Here is an 18,038-nt window from a genome sequence, read left to right as displayed (position 1 = left end):
GATAAGCCGCCAAAGTGGCCGTATTTTATGCCAGATCGGCGCGCGCGCCTAATCGCGTCAGCATAAAACTGGGGGTGGCGCGCCGGCATTGCCGGCCGTGTGCGGCGCTTGCGGCCAACCTTGTCGCGGGCAAGGCTGCGACGGCGCGGGCGCTCAGTCGACGCGGTAGCGGATCCAGCCGCGTGCCTGCAGGCAGCTGCGGTACAGATCGTCGCGCGCGCGCTCGTTGATGTCGTAGCTCTCGGTTTCGGCGTCCTGCCAGTAGGGCAGCGTGCGGCTGCAGCGGGTGCCGGCGGGCGAGCAGAACCAGGACGGGCTGAAGCGCGGCGGCCGGGTGACGCGCTCGCCCGCCAGCGGCGGAAAGGCTTGCGCCGCTTCCTTCTTGCACTGGAAGCTGTCTTCGTCGAAGTTGGCGTCGTAGCGGGTGGCGTGGCGCCACTGGTAAGTGGCGCAGGCGCTGAGCAGAGCGAGGCTCAGCAACACAAGCAGGCGGTTCATGAGGGTGTCCCGTGGCGCAATGCCGATATCCGCAGTTTAGCCCGCCGTGCTGCCGGCGTGGTCGGGTGGCGGTTATTCCTTTGGTGGATAAAGAATACAAAATTCATTGGTTTGTATGGCTTTGTCATCGTTTTATGATGGGCCATCTTCTCCTGATCTCTGAATGAAAGCCGACCATGAAACGCAAACTGACCCTGGCCCTGCTGCTGGCCGTGACCGCTACCTCCGCCCTGGCCGACCGCCTCGACGACATCAAGAAAGCCGGCGTGCTGCGTGTCGCCGCCTTCGACAGCAACCCGCCGTTCGGCTTCCTCGACGCGCAGAGCCGCCAGATCACCGGGCTGGATGTGGACGTGGCGCGCCACATCGCCGCCAAGATCGGCGTCAAGCTGGAGCTGGTGCCGACCAATCCGGCCAACCGCATTCCGCTGCTGGTGTCGGGCAAGGCCGACCTGATTGTGGCCAACTTCACCGTGACGCCGGATCGCGCCAAGCAGGTCGATTTCAGCCTGCCGTACTTTGCCTCCGGCCAGCAGTTCATCAGCCGCAAGGGCACGCTGGCCACGCCGGCACAGCTGGCCGGCCTGCGCGTGGGTGCGGACAAGGGCACCACGCAGGAGATCACGCTGCGCGAGAAATACCCGGCCACCAAGGTGGTGTCCTACGACGACACGCCGCTGGCGTTTGCCGCGCTGCGCAACGGCAACGTGACCGCGATCACCCAGGACGGCTCCAAGCTGGCGGCCCTGCTGGCCAATGCCCCGGACAAGGACAAGTACGAGATCGCGCCGTTTACGCTGACCCGCGAATTCCAGGCCATCGGCCTGCCCAAGGGCGAGGCGCGGCTGGTGAAGGTGGTCAACGAGGTGCTGCTGGGGCTGGAGAAAAACGGCGAAGCGAAAAAGATCTACGATCACTGGTTCGGCCCCAGCACCAAGGCGCCGCTGCCGCGTGATTTCAGGATCGGCGACAAGGCCTGACCCGTCGCGGACTCGGCTGATTCGTGCTGCCGCCGGGCTTGCCTGGCGGTTTTTCTTTGCTGAAGGGAGTAAATCATGACACCGCCTGCATGGCTGGGTTATGGCTGGCTGGAGCCGCATTTCATCGGCTGGATGCTGCAGGGCGCGGCGCTGACGGCGTGGCTGGCGCTGCTGGTGTGCGGGCTGGCAACGCTGCTGGGTGTGCTGCTGGCCGCCGGTTACGAGCAGCGCTGGCGTAGCGTGCGCCTGGCGGTGCGGACCTTTCTGTCGCTGCATCGCAATACGCCGCTGATGGTGCAGCTGCTGCTGTGGTACTTCGGCGTGGCCGGCTTGCTGCCGGAAGCGGTGATGTTGTGGCTGAATGCGCCGCACGAGGTGACGCTGGCCGGCTGGACGCTGGCCTGGCCGTCGTTCGAGTTTGTGGCGGCGCTGATCGCGCTGTCGCTGTACAGCGCGGCGTTTGTCGCCGAGGAAATCCGCGCCGGCATCCGCAGTGTCGCGCCGGGGCAGCGCGCGGCGGCGCTGGCGCTGGGGATGACGCCGCGCCAGGTGTTCCGCCACATCGTGTTGCCGCAGGCGCTGCGCGTGGTGCGCCGCCCGTTGCTGGGCCAGTATCTGGGCGTGATCAAGAACACCTCGCTGACCATGGCCATCGGCGTGGCCGAACTGTCGTACAGCTCGCGCCAGGTGGAGAGCGAGACGCTGCTGACCTTCCAGGCCTTTGCCGTCGCCACGCTGCTGTACCTGCTGCTGGTGCTGGGCGCGCAGCTGGCCGGCGGGCGGGCGCGGCCAACCTTGGGGGGCGGGCGATGACGGCGGTCGAGGTGATCAACGCCAATCTGGACTATCTGCTGCTGGGTAGCTGGCCGGCCGGGCCGCTGGGCGGCATGGCGCTGAGCGTGGTGATCGGGCTGACGGCGGCGCTGCTGGCGTCATTGTTGGGGCTGGCGGGCGGCATCGTGCTGACGCTGGGGCCTCCGCCGCTGCGGCGTCTGGTGGCGATATCCGCCGCGCTGCTGCGCGCGATTCCGGTGGTGATGCTGATTTTCTGGTGTTACTTCTTGCTGCCGGTGCTGTTTGCCATCGACGTGCCAGGCACGCTGACGGTGATTGTGGCGCTGGCGCTGATCGGCGGCGCCTTCCTGACGCAGGCGGTGCACGCCGGCATTGCCGCCATCGCCGCCGGGCAGTGGCAGGCCGGGCTGTCGCTGGGTTTCAGCTGGTGGCAGACGCTACGCCTGATCGTGCTGCCGCAGGCGCTGCGCATCATGGTGCCGTCCTTCGCCAATCAGTGGGTCACGCTGGTGAAGGACACCTCGCTGGCCTATATCGTCGGCGTGGCCGAGCTGACCTTTGTCGCCTCGCAAGTGAACAACCGCGAGCAGGTGTATCCGCTGCCGGTATTCGCCACGGTGGCGCTGCTGTACTGGCTGTGGTGCAGCGGCCTGGTGTGGCTGGGCGCACGCTGGGAGGGCGCTATGCCGGGGTTGGCCGCAAATGACAAAACCCGGCCGTAGCCGGGTTTTGTCGGGTAAGCGTGGTCAGGCTGGTGCCGTGTCGCGTCTGGCGGCCCAGCGGTACAGCGCGAGGCCGGCGACGATCATCGGCACGCTCAGCCACTGGCCCATGCTGATGATGTCGGACTGGCCGAAGATGCCGGCGTCCGGGGTACGGAAGAATTCGGCGATGAAGCGGAAGCTGCCGTAGCCGATCAGGAATACCGCCGACACCTGCCCCAGCGGCCGGCGCCGTGCCGAGAACAGCCACAGGATCACGAACAGCGCCAGGCCTTCCAGCGCCGCCTGGTACAGCTGCGACGGGTGGCGCGGCATGGCGTCGACGTGCGGGAAGATCATCGCCCACGGCAGATCGTGGCTGGCGATGCGGCCCCACAGCTCGCCGTTGATGAAGTTGCCAATGCGGCCGGCGGCCAACCCTGTCGGCACCAGCGGTGCCACGAAATCGCTGATCTGCCAGAAGCTGACGCCTTTCTTGCGCGCGAACAGCAGCATCGCCGCCAGCACGCCGATAAAGCCGCCGTGAAAGCTCATGCCGCCTTTCCAGACCATCAGGATCTCGGCCGGGTGCGCCAGATAGTAGCCAGGCTGGTAGAACAGCACCTCGCCCAGCCGCCCGCCGACGATGACGCCGAGCACCGCCCAGGTCAGGAAATCGTCGAGATCCTTGCCGTTCCAGCCGCAATCCGGCTGCTGTTTGATACGGACATGGCCCAGCCACAGGAACAGGCCGAAACCGACGAGGTACATCAGGCCGTACCAGTGGATGGCCAGCGGGCCAAGCTGGATGGCGACAGGGTCAAACTGGGGATGGATCAGCATTTGTCAGGTATGTGCGTTTGCGGTAAAAGGATAACTATAAATTATACGGAAAGCGTTACCGGTCGTCGCGCTGCTACCCGCCGCGCGACGCCTTATGTGTAGAACATGCCGGCACCCGCAAGTTCTACCGGCCGGGCAATATCCCGCCCGGCCCGCGACGCGCCGCCAGATCAAAGCGACAAAGCCATTACTGCATTCAAGGACACATCATGCCTCAATACCGTTCCAAGACCTCGACTTCCGGCCGCAACATGGCGGGTGCCCGCGCCCTGTGGCGCGCCACCGGCATGAAGGACGAGGATTTCCAGAAACCGATCATCGCCATCGCCAACTCCTTCACCCAGTTCGTACCCGGCCACGTGCACCTGCACAATATGGGCCAGCTGGTGGCGCGCGAGATCGAAAAGGCCGGTGGCGTGGCCAAGGAATTCAACACCATCGCCGTGGACGACGGCATCGCCATGGGCCACGGCGGCATGCTGTACTCGCTGCCATCGCGCGACCTGATCGCCGACAGCGTGGAATACATGGTCAACGCCCACTGCGCCGACGCGCTGGTGTGCATCTCCAACTGCGACAAGATCACCCCCGGCATGCTGATGGCCGCGCTGCGGCTGAACATCCCGGTGGTGTTCGTGTCCGGCGGCCCGATGGAGGCCGGCAAGGTCAACTGGCGCGGCACCGAGCGCAAGCTGGACCTGGTCGACGCGATGGTCGAGGCCGCCAACGACAGGATCAGCGACGAGGACGTGGACAAGGTGGAGCGTTCCGCCTGTCCGACTTGCGGCTCCTGCTCCGGCATGTTCACCGCCAACTCGATGAACTGCCTGACCGAGGCGCTGGGGCTGTCGCTGCCGGGCAACGGCTCGATGCTGGCCACCCACGCCGACCGCAAGGAGCTGTTCCTGCGCGCCGGCCGCCTGATCGTCGAGATCACCAAGCGTCACTACGAGCAGGACGATTACAGCGTGCTGCCGCGCAGCATCGCCACCAAGGCCGCGTTCGAGAACGCGATGAGCCTGGACGTGGCGATGGGCGGCTCCACCAACACTGTGCTGCACTTGCTGGCCGCCGCCAGCGAAGCCGGTGTCGACTTCAAGATGACCGACATCGACCGCATCTCGCGCAGCGTGCCATGCCTGTCCAAGGTGGCGCCGGCGACGCAGAAGTACCACATGGAAGACGTGCACCGCGCCGGTGGCGTGGTCGCCATCCTGTCCGAGCTGGACCGCGCCGGCCTGATCCAGCGCGAGGTGCCGACCATCCACAGCGCCACTATGGGCGCCGGTCTGGAAGCGTGGGACATCCGCCGCCACGGCGCCGACAGCGAGGTGCACCGCTTCTACCGCGCCGCGCCAGGCGGGGTGCCGACCACCATCGCCTTCAGCCAGAGCATGCGTTACCCGACGCTGGACGACGACCGCGCCGAGGGCTGCATCCGTGACAAGGAACACGCGTACTCGCAGGACGGCGGCCTCGCCGTGCTGTACGGCAACATCGCCGAGCGTGGCTGCATCGTGAAGACCGCCGGTGTTGACGATTCCATCCTCAAGTTCACCGGACGCGCCCGCGTGTTCGAAAGCCAGGATGACGCGGTGGCGGCGATTCTGGCCGACAGCGTGGTGGCCGGCGACGTGGTGGTGATCCGCTACGAAGGCCCGAAAGGCGGCCCTGGGATGCAGGAAATGCTGTACCCGACCTCGTACCTGAAATCCAAGGGTCTGGGCAAGGAATGCGCGCTGCTGACCGACGGCCGTTTCTCCGGCGGGACCTCCGGCCTGTCCATCGGCCACGTGTCGCCGGAAGCGGCCGAAGGCGGCGCCATCGGCCTGGTGGAAGAGGGCGATCGCATCGAGATCGACATCCCGAATCGTGGTATCCGTCTGGCCATTTCCGACGAGACCCTGGCCGCACGCCGCGCAGCGATGGAAGCCCGTGGTGCGCTGGCATGGAAACCGGTCGACCGCCAGCGCGTGGTCAGCCCGGCGCTGCGCGCCTACGCCGCGATGACCACCAGTGCCGACACCGGCGCGGTGCGTGACGTGTCGCAGGTGGAACGCAAGTAAGCCATCCCCGTTGCGGCCAACCTTGGCCGCATCCCGTCAAAACGGCAGCCCCCGCGGGCTGCCGTTTTTCATGGCCGTCGCGGCGCTGGTTACGATTGGTCACAGTTTGCCGGGCGCGCTGCCGCTACCATGCTGTCGCCACAGGCTTAAACAGACAATCGCGGTTGTTGATCGTGTTTCGATACAAAAGCGGACGGTCTGCGCCGGTTCAGACACTCGCGTCATGAGCCGGTAACAAGCGTGGCAGGGCTGGCGCCAGTGCCGGATTTTGAGGTACGGACGGCCGGCCCGCGACAGACAGCATGACCTTATCCATAACAAGCAGCGGCCAAAAAAACACGCTGCACACGGCAATGAAGAGCAAACAGCAAACGGGAGAGATAGATGTTCAAAACGGTAAAAGCCCAATTCATGGCCATGGTGGGCGCAGCGGCCATCGGCATCGTACTGATGACCATCTGGGCGCTGTTCAACCTTGGCCAGACCCTGACCGAGCAGGCGGTGCGCGATACCCGCCGGCTGGCAGAAAGTGCGGCCAGACTGGTGGAAAGCTACGAGGCACAGGCGGCGACGCTGGGCGAGGACGAGGCGCGGCGGCGGGCGATGGCCGCGGTGATGGCGATGCGCTTCGGCGAGGACGGGTACTTCTTCGTCACCGACGAGCGCTTCACCTACCTGGGGCACCCGATCCGTCGCAACCTGGTCGGCACCAGCATGACGACGCAGGTCGACCCCAACGGCGTCAACCTCGGTAAAGCTTTCCGCCAGGCGCTGGCCGGCGGCGGTGTCGCCGAGTACCACTGGGCCAAGCCCGGCTTTGCGCAGCCGGTGGGCAAGATCGCGGTGGTGCAGAAAACGGCGCGCTGGGGCTGGGTGATCGGCACCGGCATCTACGTCGACCATATCGACAAGGCGGTATGGCGCCAGGCGCTGTTCCTCGGCGCCGGCCTTGTCGGCCTGCTGCTGCTGCTCCTGGCCATCGGCTACGTGATCGGCCGTCGCCTGATCGGCCAGCTCGGCGGCGAGCCGGCCTACGCGGTGGAGGTGGTGGCGGCGATTTCCGCCGGGCGGCTGGATACCGCGGTCGATGTCAGCAAGGCCGAGCAGGGCAGCCTGTTGCTCAGCATCGCCGAAATGCAGCAACACTTGCGCGACATGGTGGGGCAGGTGATCACCAATGCCGACTACCTGGTGTCGGTGGCCGACGGGCTGATGGACAACGTCGACCGCGTCGCCGGCGGTTCCGACCGCCAGAGCGGGGCGGCCACCGCGATGGCGGCCTCGGTGGAGCAGATGACGGTCGGCATCAACCATATCGCCGCCAATGCCGAACACGCGCACGAGCTGGGGCGCAACTCCGGCCAGCTGTCGCGTGACGGCGCGGCGGTGGTGCGCAAGGCGGTGGACGAGATGCGGGTGATCAGCGACGTGGTCGGCACCGCCTCGCAAAGCCTGCAGCGGCTGGTGGAGGATGTCGGCAATATTTCCTCCATCGTCGGCGTGATCCGCGATGTCGCCGACCAGACCAATCTGCTGGCGCTGAACGCGGCGATCGAGGCGGCGCGTGCCGGCGAGCTGGGCCGCGGCTTTGCCGTGGTCGCTGACGAGGTGCGCAAGCTGGCGGAGCGCACCGCGCAGGCCACCGGCGACATCGTCGACAAGATCGAGCAGATCCGCCGCCTGTCGGCCGATACCAGCCAGGCGATGGTGGAGACGGTGGCGCGCGTCGCCGCCGGCCGTGCGCTGGCCGACGAGGGCGGCACGGCCATCGCCAGTATCGAGGCGGCGTCGGCGGCGGTGCTGCGCGCGGTGGAGGACATCTCGCTGGCGCTGAAGGAGCAGAGCGTGGCCAGCAACGACATCGCCGTCAACGTCGAGGGCATCGCCGGCAGCGCCAGCGACAACGCCGCCGCCGCGCGTGCCGCTGCCGACGCGACGCAGAGCATGCACGGCCTCGCCGGCGAGCTGCACCAGTCGGTGACCAAGTTCCACCTCGGCTAAGCGCCGTGACCCGCCGCCGGCCATGTTGGCGGCGGCTTTTATGGAGCGGCCTGCGGCCAACCTTGGCAGCAGCCGGGGAGTGTGTTCTCCTTGCGCCTTTGCCGCCGGAGCCTCCGATGACCACACCTTCCCCGCTTGACGCCGCGCTGGCGCAGTATTTCGGTTTTGACGGCTTCCGCGACGGCCAGCGCGAGGTGGTGCAGGCGCTGCTGGACGGTCATTCCGCGATGGCGATCTTCCCCACCGGCTCCGGCAAGTCGCTGTGCTACCAGCTGGCGGCGACGCAGCTGCCGCACCTGACGCTGGTGATCTCGCCACTGCTGGCGCTGATGCGCGACCAGCTGGCGTTTTTGCAGCAGAAGGGCATCGCCGCGGCGGCGATCGACTCCAGCCAGAGCCGCGACGAGGCGCAGCAGGTGATGGCGGACGTGCGCGCCGGACGCATCAAGGTGCTGATGGTGTCGGTGGAGCGGCTGAAGAACGAGCGCTTCCGCCGCTTTATCGCCGAGGTGCCGCTGTCGCTGCTGGTGGTGGACGAAGCGCACTGCATCTCGGAGTGGGGCCACAACTTCCGCCCCGATTACCTCAAGCTGCCGCAGTACCGCGAGCAGCTGGCCATCCCGCAGGTGCTGCTGCTGACCGCCACCGCCACCCCGGCGGTGATGCAGGACATGGCGCGCCGATTCGACATTGCACCCGAACACATCACCGTCACCGGCTTCTACCGTCCCAATCTGCACCTGCACGTGCGCGCGGTGGCACAGGCGGACAAGGACGCGATGCTGCTGAAGCTGCTGGCGCGCACGCCGGGCGCCGCCTGCGTGGTGTACGTCACCCAGCAGCAGACCGCGGAAACGTTGGCCGCACGGCTGCAGGCGCAGGGCGTCGGCGCCGCCGCCTACCACGCCGGACTGGACAGCGCGCTGCGCGAGCAGATCCAGGACGAGTTCATGCGTGGCGACACGCCGGTGATCGTCGCCACCATTGCCTTCGGGATGGGCATCGACAAGGGCAATATCCGGCAGGTGATCCACTACGACCTGCCGAAATCGGTCGAAAACTACAGCCAGGAAATCGGCCGCGCCGGCCGCGACGGCGAGGTGTCGCTGTGCACGCTGCTGGGCAACCGCGACGGCCTGCACGTGCTGGAAAACTTCGTCTACGGCGACACGCCGCAGCAGGCGTCGATCGCGCTGGTGTTGCAGCGCATCCGCGACGAGGCGCAGCACGGGCAGTGGGAAATGACGCTGTACGGCTTGTCGGCGGACAGCAATATCCGCCAGCTGCCGCTGAAGACGCTGCTGGTGTATCTGGAGGTACAGGGCATCCTGCAGGCGCAGTACAGCTACTACAGCGAGTACCGCTTCCAGTTGCGCGAGGACGAAGCTGCGCTGCTGGCGCATTTCAAGGACGAGCGCCGCGAGTTCGTCGCCGCGCTGTTGGCGCACAGCAAGCTGGGGCGCAGCTGGTACGCCTTCGACTTCGACAGCTTCCTGCAGGCCTTCCCCGGCCAGCGCCAGCGCGCGGTGACGGCGCTGGAATTCATGGACGAACGTGGCTGGCTGACGCTGGAAACCAAGCAGATGACCGAGGTGTACGCGGTGAACGACGCCACCTTCGATGTCGCCACGCTGGCCGCCAGCCTCTATCGCCAGTTCCAGGCGCGCGAGGACAGCGAGCTGGCGCGCCTGCAGCAGATGCTGCGCCTGTTCGAAACGGAAAGCTGCCTGAGCTTCGCGCTGGCCAGCTACTTCGGCGATGCCGCCGCGCCGCGCGAATGCGGCCATTGTCTGGTGTGTCGCGGCAAACCGGCGCGGCTGCCGGCGGCCCCGACGCTGACAGCGCTGGACGCGGCCACGCTGCACGGCGCGCTGGCGGCACTGCACGACAAGCTGGGCGCGGCCGCGGCGCCGCATCTGGCGGCCTGCTTCTTGTGCGGCATCACCCTGCCACGGCTGACGGCGCTGCGCGCGGCACGGCTACCCGGCTTCGGCCGCTTTGCCGGCTATCCGTTTGCCAGCGTGCGTGAGCTGTTGTCGGTGGAAATGGTGTAAGAACCTGTTCAATGTCTGCTGCAACTGATCTCAACATGAGGCGATACGGCGTTAAAACGCCTTCGGCATGCTTGTCTATATCCAGCTCAACGCCGCTTCCTCAGTCGTTTTCGCCTTGTCTCGCGTGAGCGCGCGAGACTTTGAGCAGGTTCTAAGGGGAGGCGTTGCGGCCAACCTTGGCCGCAACAATTGGATGCTCAGTAGAAGCCGAGTGCACCGAGCAGGCTGAAGATCAGCACGAAGCAGGTGATGCCGGTCAGCAGTAGGTTGGTCTGCTTTTCCTTGTGCAGCGAGGTTTCCAGCGAGCGCTCCTGCGACTGCAGACCGTGCAGCTTGTGCTGCAGCTCGGCGCGTTCCTCGTCGTGGCGCGACAGCGTGGTCAGCAGCGCGTTGAGCGATACCTCGGCCACTTTTTCGTTGTCCCAGCCACTGATCAGCTGCCGCACGCGGGCCTTGTGATAGCGGCCGTGTACCTGGCTGCCGTCGTCCCACTCGAAATCGAAGCCGTGCGCCGCCAGCCGGCTGTTGCGATGCGCGCGCGCCTCTTCGCCGTCCGCCTCTGGTGCCGGCAGCACGCTGGGCAGCACGCGGTAGTCCGGGTAGCGTTGTTTCAGCCAGCTGATGGCCTGCGAGTAGGCGTAGCCGGACAGGCCGAGACCGGAGATTTCCGGGCTGAGGCTGAAGCCGGATTTCGGCCCGAACGACACCGTGTGCGACGGGTGATCGACCGCCACCTGCAGGCAGTTGCGGGTGTTCATCCATTCCGACGCCTCGCCGCGCAGCGGCAGCCACTGGCTGCCCTCGGCACGGGCGAAGGTGACGAACTGGATGCGGAAAAAATCGGATTGGAAGGTATGGCCGCTGCTGATGCGGCTGAACAGGTAGATCGGCACCCCGTTGTCGAGCAGCGCGATCAGCTGCTCCGCCTGCGGCGTGCTGCGGCCGGCAAGATGGCTCTCGTCTTCCGGCGACGGCAACGGGATCGCCTCCGGCTCGCTGGCGGTTTTATCGATTTTCGGTGGCGTTTTCAGGCTTCGGCTGGACATGGCGGCATGGTTTCAATCGTGCGTGGCGGCTAGCGTACACCATTGGCTGCCGGACGTCAGGAAACGAGGGTGGCTGAGGTAGTGGATAAGCAAGAGCCACCTTTCGGGTGGCATGCGGCTTCTTCTGCGCCAGCATGGCAGCAGGCGCTCACGAGCGGGCGGTCGCGCATCATCTCTAGGATGGTTTCTTGCACGGATGTTCTCTACAGCAACTCGCTGAGAGTGGCCTCGGTCCAAGTGGTCGGATTGGGCTATATCTTGGTCAATAGCCAAAGAGTCATCCGGTGGCGAGGAGCTTCTTTGGTCTGATGAACCAGATCGGGAGGGCATGAGATCATGTTCAACAAGGATCGTTTTATCCAGGATTGCTTGAGCGCCATTTCCGGGGGCCATGAGGCGATTAGTGAGCTGGTGGCCGAAGCGGTGTCGGATAGGGCCGGGGTGATGGCCGAGCTTGGCGAGCCGCAACATGCCGGCCTTACGCCGCTATTCAGGTCGCCTGATCTTACCGTCATCAGCTTTGTCTGGGCGCCGTGCATGAGCCTGATGCCGCACAATCACCAGATGTTTTCGGTGGTCGGCATCTATACCGGGCGCGAGGACAACGTCTTCTGGACGCGGACGGGAACGACGATAGAGGCAGTCGGTGCCAAGTCTTTGGGGGCTGGCGATGTTGCCACGCTCGATAGTGACGTTATCCACTCGGTGCTGAATCCAATCGGGAAGATGACTTGTGCGATACACGTCTATGGCGGTGATTTCTTCGCTCCCCCCGTACCGCGCAGTGAATGGGACCACGAAACGCTCATCGAAGCACCATGGAATGTCGAGCACGCCAAGTCGCTGTTTCGGGAGGCCGAGGCACGCTTTCGTGCGAGCCTCGGCTAAGCAGGGCGACTCAAGGCGCTCCGGCCGTAATTGTGGCCAACCTTATGTGCCGGCCACTGCCAGCCGCGCTGTGCCGCAATCAAAAATGGCTGCTTCCGTCACCGGAAACAGCCATTTGCCTTGTCGGGCCAGACCAGCCGGCTTGCCACACCGGCCCAGTCTTGCCGCTTACGCCAGATCGAAACGGTCCAGGTTCATCACCTTGCTCCACGCCGCCACGAAGTCGTTGACGAACTTCGGCTGCGCGTCGCTGCAGGCGTACACCTCGGCCAGTGCCCGCAGCTGCGAGTTGGAGCCGAACACCAGATCCACGGTGGTGGCGGTCCATTTCTGCGCGCCGGTTGCGCGGTCGCGGCCTTCCAGTACGCCGTCGGTGGCGGATTTTTGCCACTTGGTGCCCATGTCGAGCAGGTTGACGAAGAAGTCGTTGCTCAGGGTTCCGGGGCGCTGGGTGAACACGCCGTGCTGTGCCTGGCCGGCGTTGGCGCCCAGCACGCGCAGGCCGCCGATCAGCACCGTCATTTCCGGCGCGCTCAGCGTCAGCAACTGCGCCTTGTCGATCAGTAGCTCGGCTGCGGCGCCCTCCAGCCCCGGCTGCACGTAGTTGCGGAAGCCGTCCGCACGTGGTTCCAGCACCGCGAACGAGGCGACATCGGTCTGGTCCTGCGTGGCATCGGTGCGCCCCGGCGCAAACGGCACGGTCACCTGCTGGCCGGCTTGCTTGGCCGCGGCTTCGATGGCGGCACCACCGGCGAGCACGATCAGGTCTGCCAGCGAGATCTGCTTGCCGCCGGCGGCGCTGGCGTTGAAGTCCTGCTGGATCGCGGCCAACGTTTGCAGTACCTGCGCCAGTTGCGCCGGCTGGTTGACCGCCCAGTCCTTCTGCGGCGCCAGGCGGATGCGCGCACCGTTGGCGCCGCCGCGCTTGTCACTGCCACGGAAGGTGGCGGCGGCGGCCCAGGCGGTGCCGACCAGCTGTGCCACGGACAGGCCGGAGGCGAGTACCTTGGCTTTCAGCGCGGAGATGTCCTGTGCGTCGACCAGCGGGTGGTCCACGGCCGGCACCGGGTCCTGCCAGATCAGTTCTTCAGCCGGTACCAGCTTGCCGAGGTAGCGGGCGCGCGGGCCCATGTCGCGGTGGGTGAGCTTGAACCAGGCGCGGGCGAAGGCGTCGGCAAACGCCTGCGGATCCTGATGGAAGCGGCGCGCAATCGGTTCGTAGATCGGGTCGAGGCGCAGTGACAGGTCGGCGGTGGTCATCATCGGCGGATGCTTCTTGCTCGGGTCGTGCGCGTCCGGAATCATGTCTTCCGGCTTCACGTCCTTGGCCACCCACTGGTGCGCGCCGGCCGGGCTCTTGGTCAGCTCCCACTCGTAGCCGAACAGGGTGTTGAAGTAGCCGTGGTCCCAGGTGGTGGGGTTGGGTTTCCATGCCCCCTCGATGCCACTGGTGGTGGCATGCACGCCCTTGCCGCTGCCGAACTGGTTGATCCAGCCGAGGCCCATTTCCTCGAGCGGCGCGGCTTCCGGTTCCGGGCCGACCAGTGCCGGGTCGCCGGCGCCGTGTGCCTTGCCGAAGGTGTGGCCGCCGGCGACCAGCGCCACGGTTTCCTCGTCGTCCATCGCCATGCGGGCGAAGGTTTCGCGCACGTCACGGCCGGAGGCGACCGGGTCCGGATTGCCGTTGGGGCCTTCCGGGTTCACGTAGATCAGGCCCATCTGCACCGCGGCCAGCGGGTTTGCCAGCTCGTGGTCGCCGCTGTAGCGCTTGTCGCCCAGCCAGGTGCTCTCCGGTCCCCAGTAGGCGTCTTCTTCCGGTGCCCAGATGTCCGCGCGGCCGCCGCCGAAGCCGAAGGTCTTGAAGCCCATCGATTCCAGTGCCACGTTGCCGGCGAGGATGAACAGGTCGGCCCACGACAGCTTGCGGCCGTATTTCTGCTTGATCGGCCACAGCAGGCGGCGCGCCTTGTCGAGGTTGCCGTTGTCCGGCCAGCTGTTGAGCGGGGCGAAGCGCTGGTTGCCGGTGCCGGCGCCGCCGCGGCCGTCGGCGATGCGGTAGGTGCCGGCGGCGTGCCAGGCCATGCGGATCATCAGGCCGCCGTAGTGGCCCCAGTCCGCCGGCCACCAGTCCTGCGAATCGGTCATCAGCGCGTGCAGGTCGGCGACCACGGCATCCAGATCCAGGGTCTTGAACTCGGCGGCATAGTCGAACGCCTCGCCCATCGGGTCGGACTTGGCGGAGTGCTGGTGCAGGATGCCCAGCTTCAGCTGATTGGGCCACCAGTCACCGTTGGAGGGGCCGCCGGCTACGGTGTGCGGGGCGGCGCTACCCGAAAACGGGCACTTGGCTTCTGTCGACATGGTTATCTCCTGTTGCTTTTGATTGCCAGCGGATCACGCCAGGTGGCGGGTCCGCTGCGGTTGGCTGGGGTTGACTTGACTGCTGATCTGAACGGCATCGCCGGCGCCGGCCACCCGGCTGGTTGCCGGGCACTGGCCATCACGCGGGTTGCGGCCAACGTGGTGGCTTACTGCATCCACACCAGGTTGGCCCACATCTCGTCGAGGGTGATGTGCTGGCGGAAGAAACGTTTCATGGCCTTGCTCCTTGCAGATCGGTTGATGACTGGATTATGGATACCGGTTATGCATTTGTTAAATTGATTGTTGTTTTTGATTTGTTAGCTTTTTGCTATTTATCTGCCATGCCGCCCGCATCGGGTGCCCATTGCGCCGTGCTGGTGCACGCGCCATGTCGTGGTGATTCTTTTTATAGCGGCAAAGTGGCGAATTGGCAGCGCCGGCGGCGCTTTTTGCTGGCACGGCAATTGCTAAATACTCGGTGAGGGTAGCTGTGGTGGCTGCGCCTCGCTTGAGAGTCTGTCCCGTTGCTTCTGTCGGCATACTGCTAGACACGCCCGTTCCCGCACTGGGGGCGGGCGATTTTTTTGCGCCGGCCGCGCGCCGCGGCGGTTAAGCAATGCCGCGCAACGCGCTATACTCGCCGCTTCGATCACCGGGGGTGTCTGCCGCAGGCAGACTGAGAGATACCCCAGAACCTGATCTGGGTCATGCCAGCGGAGGGAGCGTGATGCGCGGCCAGTCCGCGTCCCGCTTCTTCTTTTGGTCGGCACCATTACCAAAAGAGGATGTCTGCAATGTTCAAGAAGTCCGTACTGCTGCTGGCGCTGGCCGGCGTTTCCCTGACTACCCTGGCCGCGGAGCTGCGGGTGATGACGCACAGCTCGTTCAGCCTGCCGAAAGAGCGCATCGCCGAGTTCGAGAAGCAAAGCGGCGCCAAGCTGGCCATCATCAAGGGCGGCGATGCCGGCGAGATGCTCAACAAGCTGATCCTGACCCGCGCCAATCCGGTGGCCGATGTGGTGTACGGCATCGACAACACCCTGATCGGCAAGGCCAACGCCGCCGGCGTGCTGGAGGCCACCAGCAGCAAGGTTGGCCGTAGCGTGGCGGTGGCCAGCCTGCCGGGCGCGGTGGCCATCGATTACGGCTACGTCACCCTCAACATCGACAAGGCCTGGTTTGCGGGCAGCAAGCTGCCGCTGCCGGCGACGCTGGACGACCTGACCCGCCCGGCCTACAAGGACCTGCTGGTAGTGGAAAACCCGGCGACCTCCAGCCCCGGCCTCGCCTTCCTGCTGGCGACCATCGCCGGCAAGGGCGAGGAGGGCGCCTTCCAGTGGTGGGGCAAGCTGCGCGATAACGGCCTGAAGGTGGCCAAGGGCTGGAGCGAGGCCTACTACACCGATTTCACCCGCAACGGCGGCGCGCGCCCGATCGTGGTCAGCTACGCCACCAGCCCGGCGGCGGAAGTGTTCTACAGCAAGGAAAAACTGGCCGAATCGCCGACCGCCAACCTGTTGCTGAAAGGCGGCGTGTTCATGCAGGTGGAGGGCGTGGCCAAAGTCAAGGGCGGGCTGCAGCCGCAGCTGGCACAGCAGTTCGTCGATTTCCTGCGCGGCGAGGCGGTACAGAAAGAGCTGCAGACCAGCATGTGGATGTACCCGGCGGTCGCCGGCGTGGCGCTGGCGCCGGTGTTCAAGCACGCCGCGCAGCCGGCCAGCTTCAGCAACCCGGACCTGAAGGCGATGCAGCACAAGACCGCCGCCTGGGTCAGCCGCTGGACGCGGCTGGTGATCAAGAACGCGCCGTGATGCGGCGGGCTGCCGGCGCTGGCCGGCAGCGGGGTGTTTTCGCGACGGTAACGGCGGCAGCCGTTACCGTTTTCCATTGTCGTGATGCAGAAAGTGTTGCCGTTGCCTAATTTCCGCTGGCTGGCGTTGCCGCCGCTGTTATTCCTGCTGCTGCTGGTCGGGCTGCCGCTGTCGCGCCTGCTGTACGAGGGCGGGCTGGCGTTCAGCCCGGCGCTCCTGGGTGACGCCTACCTGCAGTGGCGCCTTGGCTGGTCGCTGCTGCAGGCGGCGGCCACCTGCGTGCTAACTCTATTACTCGGCCTGCCGCTGGCGTGGGTGCTGGCGCATTTCGAGTTTCGCGGCCGCGCGCTGCTGTTGCGGGTGCTGATGCTGCCGTTCGTGATGCCGACGCTGGTCGCCGGCCTCGGCGTGCTGGCGCTGTTCGGCCCGCACGGCGTCAGCGGGCTGAACCTGCAGGACACGCCGTGGCTGCTGCTGTACGGCAACCTGTTCTACAACCTGCCGCTCTTGATCCGCGCCGCGGTGGACGGCTTCGACCACGTGCCGGCCAGCCGGCTGATGGTGGCGCGCACGCTGGGCGCCTCGCGCTGGCGCGCGTTCTGGCGCGTGGAGTGGCCGGTGGTGCGGCCGTGGCTGGCGTCGGCGCTGTGCCTGATCTTCCTGTACTGCTTCTCCGGCTTCGGCCTCGCGCTGCTGCTCGGCGGCCAGCGTTACGCCACGGTGGAGGTCGAGATCTATTCACTGGTCGCCTACGAGCTGAACCTGGCCGATGCCGGCGCACTGGCGCTGCTGATGCTGCTGCTCGGCGCCGTCATTGCGCTGCTGTACGCGCTGATCGAGCGCCGCCTGGCGCGGCCGGACAAGCGCAGCCCGCCGCTGCGACAGCCGGTGCAAGGTTGGCCGCAACGGCTGCTGCTCTTGGCCAGCCTGCTGCTGTTGGCGCTGTTTGCCGCCGCGCCGCTGCTGGCGGTGCTGCTGCGCGCGCTGCTGGCTGATGCCGCGGCGTGGCGGGTGCTGCTGCAGGACGACACCCTGCTGGCGCTGGGCAACACGCTGCGCTTCTCGCTGCTGGCGCTGCTGCTGGCGACTCTCCTGGGCCTGCTGCACGGGCTGGCGGCGAGAAGCAGCGCCAGCCTGCGCGCGCTGATGTTCCTGCCCTTCATGGTGTCGCCGGTGTGCGTCGCCTTCGGCCTGCTGCTGGCCTATCCCGGCTACAGCGCGACGCTGGCGCTGCTGGTGGCCGCCTATGCGCTCCTGGCCTATCCCTTTGTCGCCAAGGCGGTGGTCAGCGCTCGCGATGCCTTGCCGGCGGCGCTGCCCAATGCCGCGCGCACGCTGGGCGCATCGCCGTGGCGCGTGTTCTGGCGCGTCAGCCTGCCGCTGATGCGCCCGGCGCTGCGGCGTGGCATGGCCTTTGCCGCCGCCACCGCCGTCGGCGAGTTTGCGGTCAGCCTGTTCCTGTCGCGCCCGGAATGGCTGACGCTGACCACGCTGATCTACCAGCATCTGGGCCGCCCCGGCGCGGCCAACCTTGAGGCGGCGCTGGTGTTGTCCAGCGTGCTACTGCTGCTGGCGCTGCTGGCATTCATGGCCATCGAGTGGCCGGAGAAGACCCATGCTCGAACTTCGTGACCTGGCGCTGGCGTTTGCCGGCCGCCGCGTGCTGGACGGCCTGTCGCTACAGGTGGCGGCCGGCGAAACCGTGGCCCTGCTCGGCCCCTCCGGCGAGGGCAAGTCCAGCCTGCTGGCGGTGATCGCCGGCCTGTTGCGGCCACAGCGCGGCCAGGTGTGGCTGGGCGGGCGCGACATCAGCCGCCTGCCGCCGGAGCAGCGCCAGCTGGCGATGATGTTCCAGGACCACGCCTTGTTCCCGCATCTCGATGCCGCGGCCAACGTTGCTTTCGGCCTGCAGGAACGCGGCGTCGCCGCGCGCGGCCGCACCGGCAGCGTCGCGAGGCGGCGCTGGCGGCGGTGGGGCTGGCCGGCCGTGG

15 protein-coding genes and 1 riboswitch are annotated in these 18,038 nt (G+C 66.5%); of the genes, 11 read left to right on the top strand and 4 right to left on the bottom strand.

Annotated features, from left to right (window positions below; genetic code table 11):
- Positions 1–153: 153 nt before the first annotated feature.
- Positions 154–498: a hypothetical protein gene (locus ACG97_RS01525; protein WP_047965567.1), complete on the bottom strand. Its 345-nt coding sequence runs from the start codon at positions 496–498 to the stop codon at positions 154–156.
- Between the two features lie 176 nt (positions 499–674).
- On the opposite strand from ACG97_RS01525, the gene ACG97_RS01520 reads away from it, so the two are divergent.
- The 3 genes from ACG97_RS01520 to ACG97_RS01510 all read left to right on the top strand — a co-directional run bounded on the left by ACG97_RS01520 (position 675) and on the right by ACG97_RS01510 (position 2,995).
- Positions 675–1,478 (top strand): ABC transporter substrate-binding protein, encoded by an 804-nt coding sequence (locus tag ACG97_RS01520; RefSeq protein ID WP_047965566.1) that lies wholly within the window; start codon positions 675–677, stop codon positions 1,476–1,478.
- A gap of 75 nt (positions 1,479–1,553) precedes the next feature.
- On the top strand, positions 1,554–2,291 hold the full coding sequence (locus tag ACG97_RS01515) for an amino acid ABC transporter permease (protein WP_047965565.1): 738 nt from the start codon (positions 1,554–1,556) through the stop codon (positions 2,289–2,291).
- Positions 2,288–2,995, top strand: coding sequence for an amino acid ABC transporter permease (locus tag ACG97_RS01510; RefSeq protein WP_047965564.1), 708 nt, complete (start codon positions 2,288–2,290; stop codon positions 2,993–2,995). Before ACG97_RS01515 ends, ACG97_RS01510 begins: the two co-directional genes overlap by 4 nt.
- Positions 2,996–3,019: 24 nt before the next feature.
- On the opposite strand, the gene lgt is transcribed toward ACG97_RS01510, so the two are convergent.
- Positions 3,020–3,817, bottom strand: coding sequence for a prolipoprotein diacylglyceryl transferase (gene lgt / locus ACG97_RS01505; RefSeq protein WP_047965563.1), 798 nt, complete (start codon positions 3,815–3,817; stop codon positions 3,020–3,022).
- A gap of 209 nt (positions 3,818–4,026) precedes the next feature.
- Here lgt and ilvD point away from each other — a divergent pair, with 209 nt between their 5' ends.
- The 3 genes from ilvD to ACG97_RS01490 all read left to right on the top strand — a co-directional run bounded on the left by ilvD (position 4,027) and on the right by ACG97_RS01490 (position 9,938).
- A complete protein-coding gene (gene ilvD, locus ACG97_RS01500; protein WP_047965562.1) occupies positions 4,027–5,883 on the top strand; it encodes a dihydroxy-acid dehydratase in 1,857 nt (618 codons plus the stop codon).
- A gap of 384 nt (positions 5,884–6,267) precedes the next feature.
- Positions 6,268–7,884 carry a methyl-accepting chemotaxis protein gene (locus ACG97_RS01495; RefSeq protein WP_047965561.1) on the top strand — a complete coding sequence of 539 codons (1,617 nt, stop codon included), beginning with the start codon at positions 6,268–6,270 and terminating at the stop codon, positions 7,882–7,884.
- Between the two features lie 116 nt (positions 7,885–8,000).
- On the top strand, positions 8,001–9,938 hold the full coding sequence (locus tag ACG97_RS01490) for an ATP-dependent DNA helicase RecQ (protein ID WP_047965560.1): 1,938 nt from the start codon (positions 8,001–8,003) through the stop codon (positions 9,936–9,938).
- A gap of 197 nt (positions 9,939–10,135) precedes the next feature.
- Here the strand turns inward: ACG97_RS01490 and ACG97_RS16820 are convergent, their stop codons facing one another.
- Positions 10,136–10,984 carry a hypothetical protein gene (locus tag ACG97_RS16820; protein ID WP_053068026.1) on the bottom strand — a complete coding sequence of 283 codons (849 nt, stop codon included), beginning with the start codon at positions 10,982–10,984 and terminating at the stop codon, positions 10,136–10,138.
- 336 nt (positions 10,985–11,320) lie between these two features.
- On the opposite strand from ACG97_RS16820, the gene ACG97_RS01480 reads away from it, so the two are divergent.
- On the top strand, positions 11,321–11,872 hold the full coding sequence (locus ACG97_RS01480) for a metal-dependent protein of the double-stranded beta helix superfamily-like protein (protein WP_047965559.1): 552 nt from the start codon (positions 11,321–11,323) through the stop codon (positions 11,870–11,872).
- Positions 11,873–12,040: 168 nt separating this feature from the next.
- Here the strand turns inward: ACG97_RS01480 and katG are convergent, their stop codons facing one another.
- Positions 12,041–14,233 (bottom strand): catalase/peroxidase HPI, encoded by a 2,193-nt coding sequence (gene katG, locus ACG97_RS01475; protein WP_047965558.1) that lies wholly within the window; start codon positions 14,231–14,233, stop codon positions 12,041–12,043.
- A 212-nt stretch (positions 14,234–14,445) separates the two neighbouring features.
- On the opposite strand from katG, the gene ACG97_RS17450 reads away from it, so the two are divergent.
- From ACG97_RS17450 to ACG97_RS01455, 4 genes are all read left to right on the top strand, one after another.
- Positions 14,446–14,718 carry a hypothetical protein gene (locus tag ACG97_RS17450; protein ID WP_156167847.1) on the top strand — a complete coding sequence of 91 codons (273 nt, stop codon included), beginning with the start codon at positions 14,446–14,448 and terminating at the stop codon, positions 14,716–14,718.
- 162 nt (positions 14,719–14,880) lie between these two features.
- Positions 14,881–14,976, top strand: a riboswitch (TPP riboswitch).
- Positions 14,977–15,030: 54 nt separating this feature from the next.
- A complete protein-coding gene (locus ACG97_RS01465; protein WP_047965556.1) occupies positions 15,031–16,047 on the top strand; it encodes a thiamine ABC transporter substrate binding subunit in 1,017 nt (338 codons plus the stop codon).
- 102 nt (positions 16,048–16,149) lie between these two features.
- Positions 16,150–17,679: an ABC transporter permease gene (locus ACG97_RS01460; RefSeq protein ID WP_369793021.1), complete on the top strand. Its 1,530-nt coding sequence runs from the start codon at positions 16,150–16,152 to the stop codon at positions 17,677–17,679.
- The coding region (locus ACG97_RS01455) for an ATP-binding cassette domain-containing protein (protein ID WP_238377231.1) at positions 17,663–18,038 on the top strand (376 nt) is incomplete at its 3' end. The genes ACG97_RS01460 and ACG97_RS01455, both read left to right, overlap by 17 nt.

It is taken from the genome of Vogesella sp. EB, from assembly GCF_001037925.1.
Lineage (GTDB): Bacteria > Pseudomonadota > Gammaproteobacteria > Burkholderiales > Chromobacteriaceae > Vogesella > Vogesella indigofera.
This window is presented reverse-complemented; position numbering and strand designations above follow the sequence as displayed.

Coding starts and splice junctions, on each gene's coding strand:
- ilvD (WP_047965562.1), top strand. CDS start 4,027: ATGCCTCAATACCGTTCCAAGACCTCGACTTCCGGCCGCAACATGGCG.
- ACG97_RS01525 (WP_047965567.1), bottom strand. CDS start 498: ATGAACCGCCTGCTTGTGTTGCTGAGCCTCGCTCTGCTCAGCGCCTGC.
- lgt (WP_047965563.1), bottom strand. CDS start 3,817: ATGCTGATCCATCCCCAGTTTGACCCTGTCGCCATCCAGCTTGGCCCG.
- ACG97_RS01480 (WP_047965559.1), top strand. CDS start 11,321: ATGTTCAACAAGGATCGTTTTATCCAGGATTGCTTGAGCGCCATTTCC.
- katG (WP_047965558.1), bottom strand. CDS start 14,233: ATGTCGACAGAAGCCAAGTGCCCGTTTTCGGGTAGCGCCGCCCCGCAC.
- ACG97_RS01490 (WP_047965560.1), top strand. CDS start 8,001: ATGACCACACCTTCCCCGCTTGACGCCGCGCTGGCGCAGTATTTCGGT.
- ACG97_RS01465 (WP_047965556.1), top strand. CDS start 15,031: ATGTTCAAGAAGTCCGTACTGCTGCTGGCGCTGGCCGGCGTTTCCCTG.
- ACG97_RS16820 (WP_053068026.1), bottom strand. CDS start 10,984: ATGTCCAGCCGAAGCCTGAAAACGCCACCGAAAATCGATAAAACCGCC.
- ACG97_RS01515 (WP_047965565.1), top strand. CDS start 1,554: ATGACACCGCCTGCATGGCTGGGTTATGGCTGGCTGGAGCCGCATTTC.
- ACG97_RS01520 (WP_047965566.1), top strand. CDS start 675: ATGAAACGCAAACTGACCCTGGCCCTGCTGCTGGCCGTGACCGCTACC.
- ACG97_RS01495 (WP_047965561.1), top strand. CDS start 6,268: ATGTTCAAAACGGTAAAAGCCCAATTCATGGCCATGGTGGGCGCAGCG.
- ACG97_RS01510 (WP_047965564.1), top strand. CDS start 2,288: ATGACGGCGGTCGAGGTGATCAACGCCAATCTGGACTATCTGCTGCTG.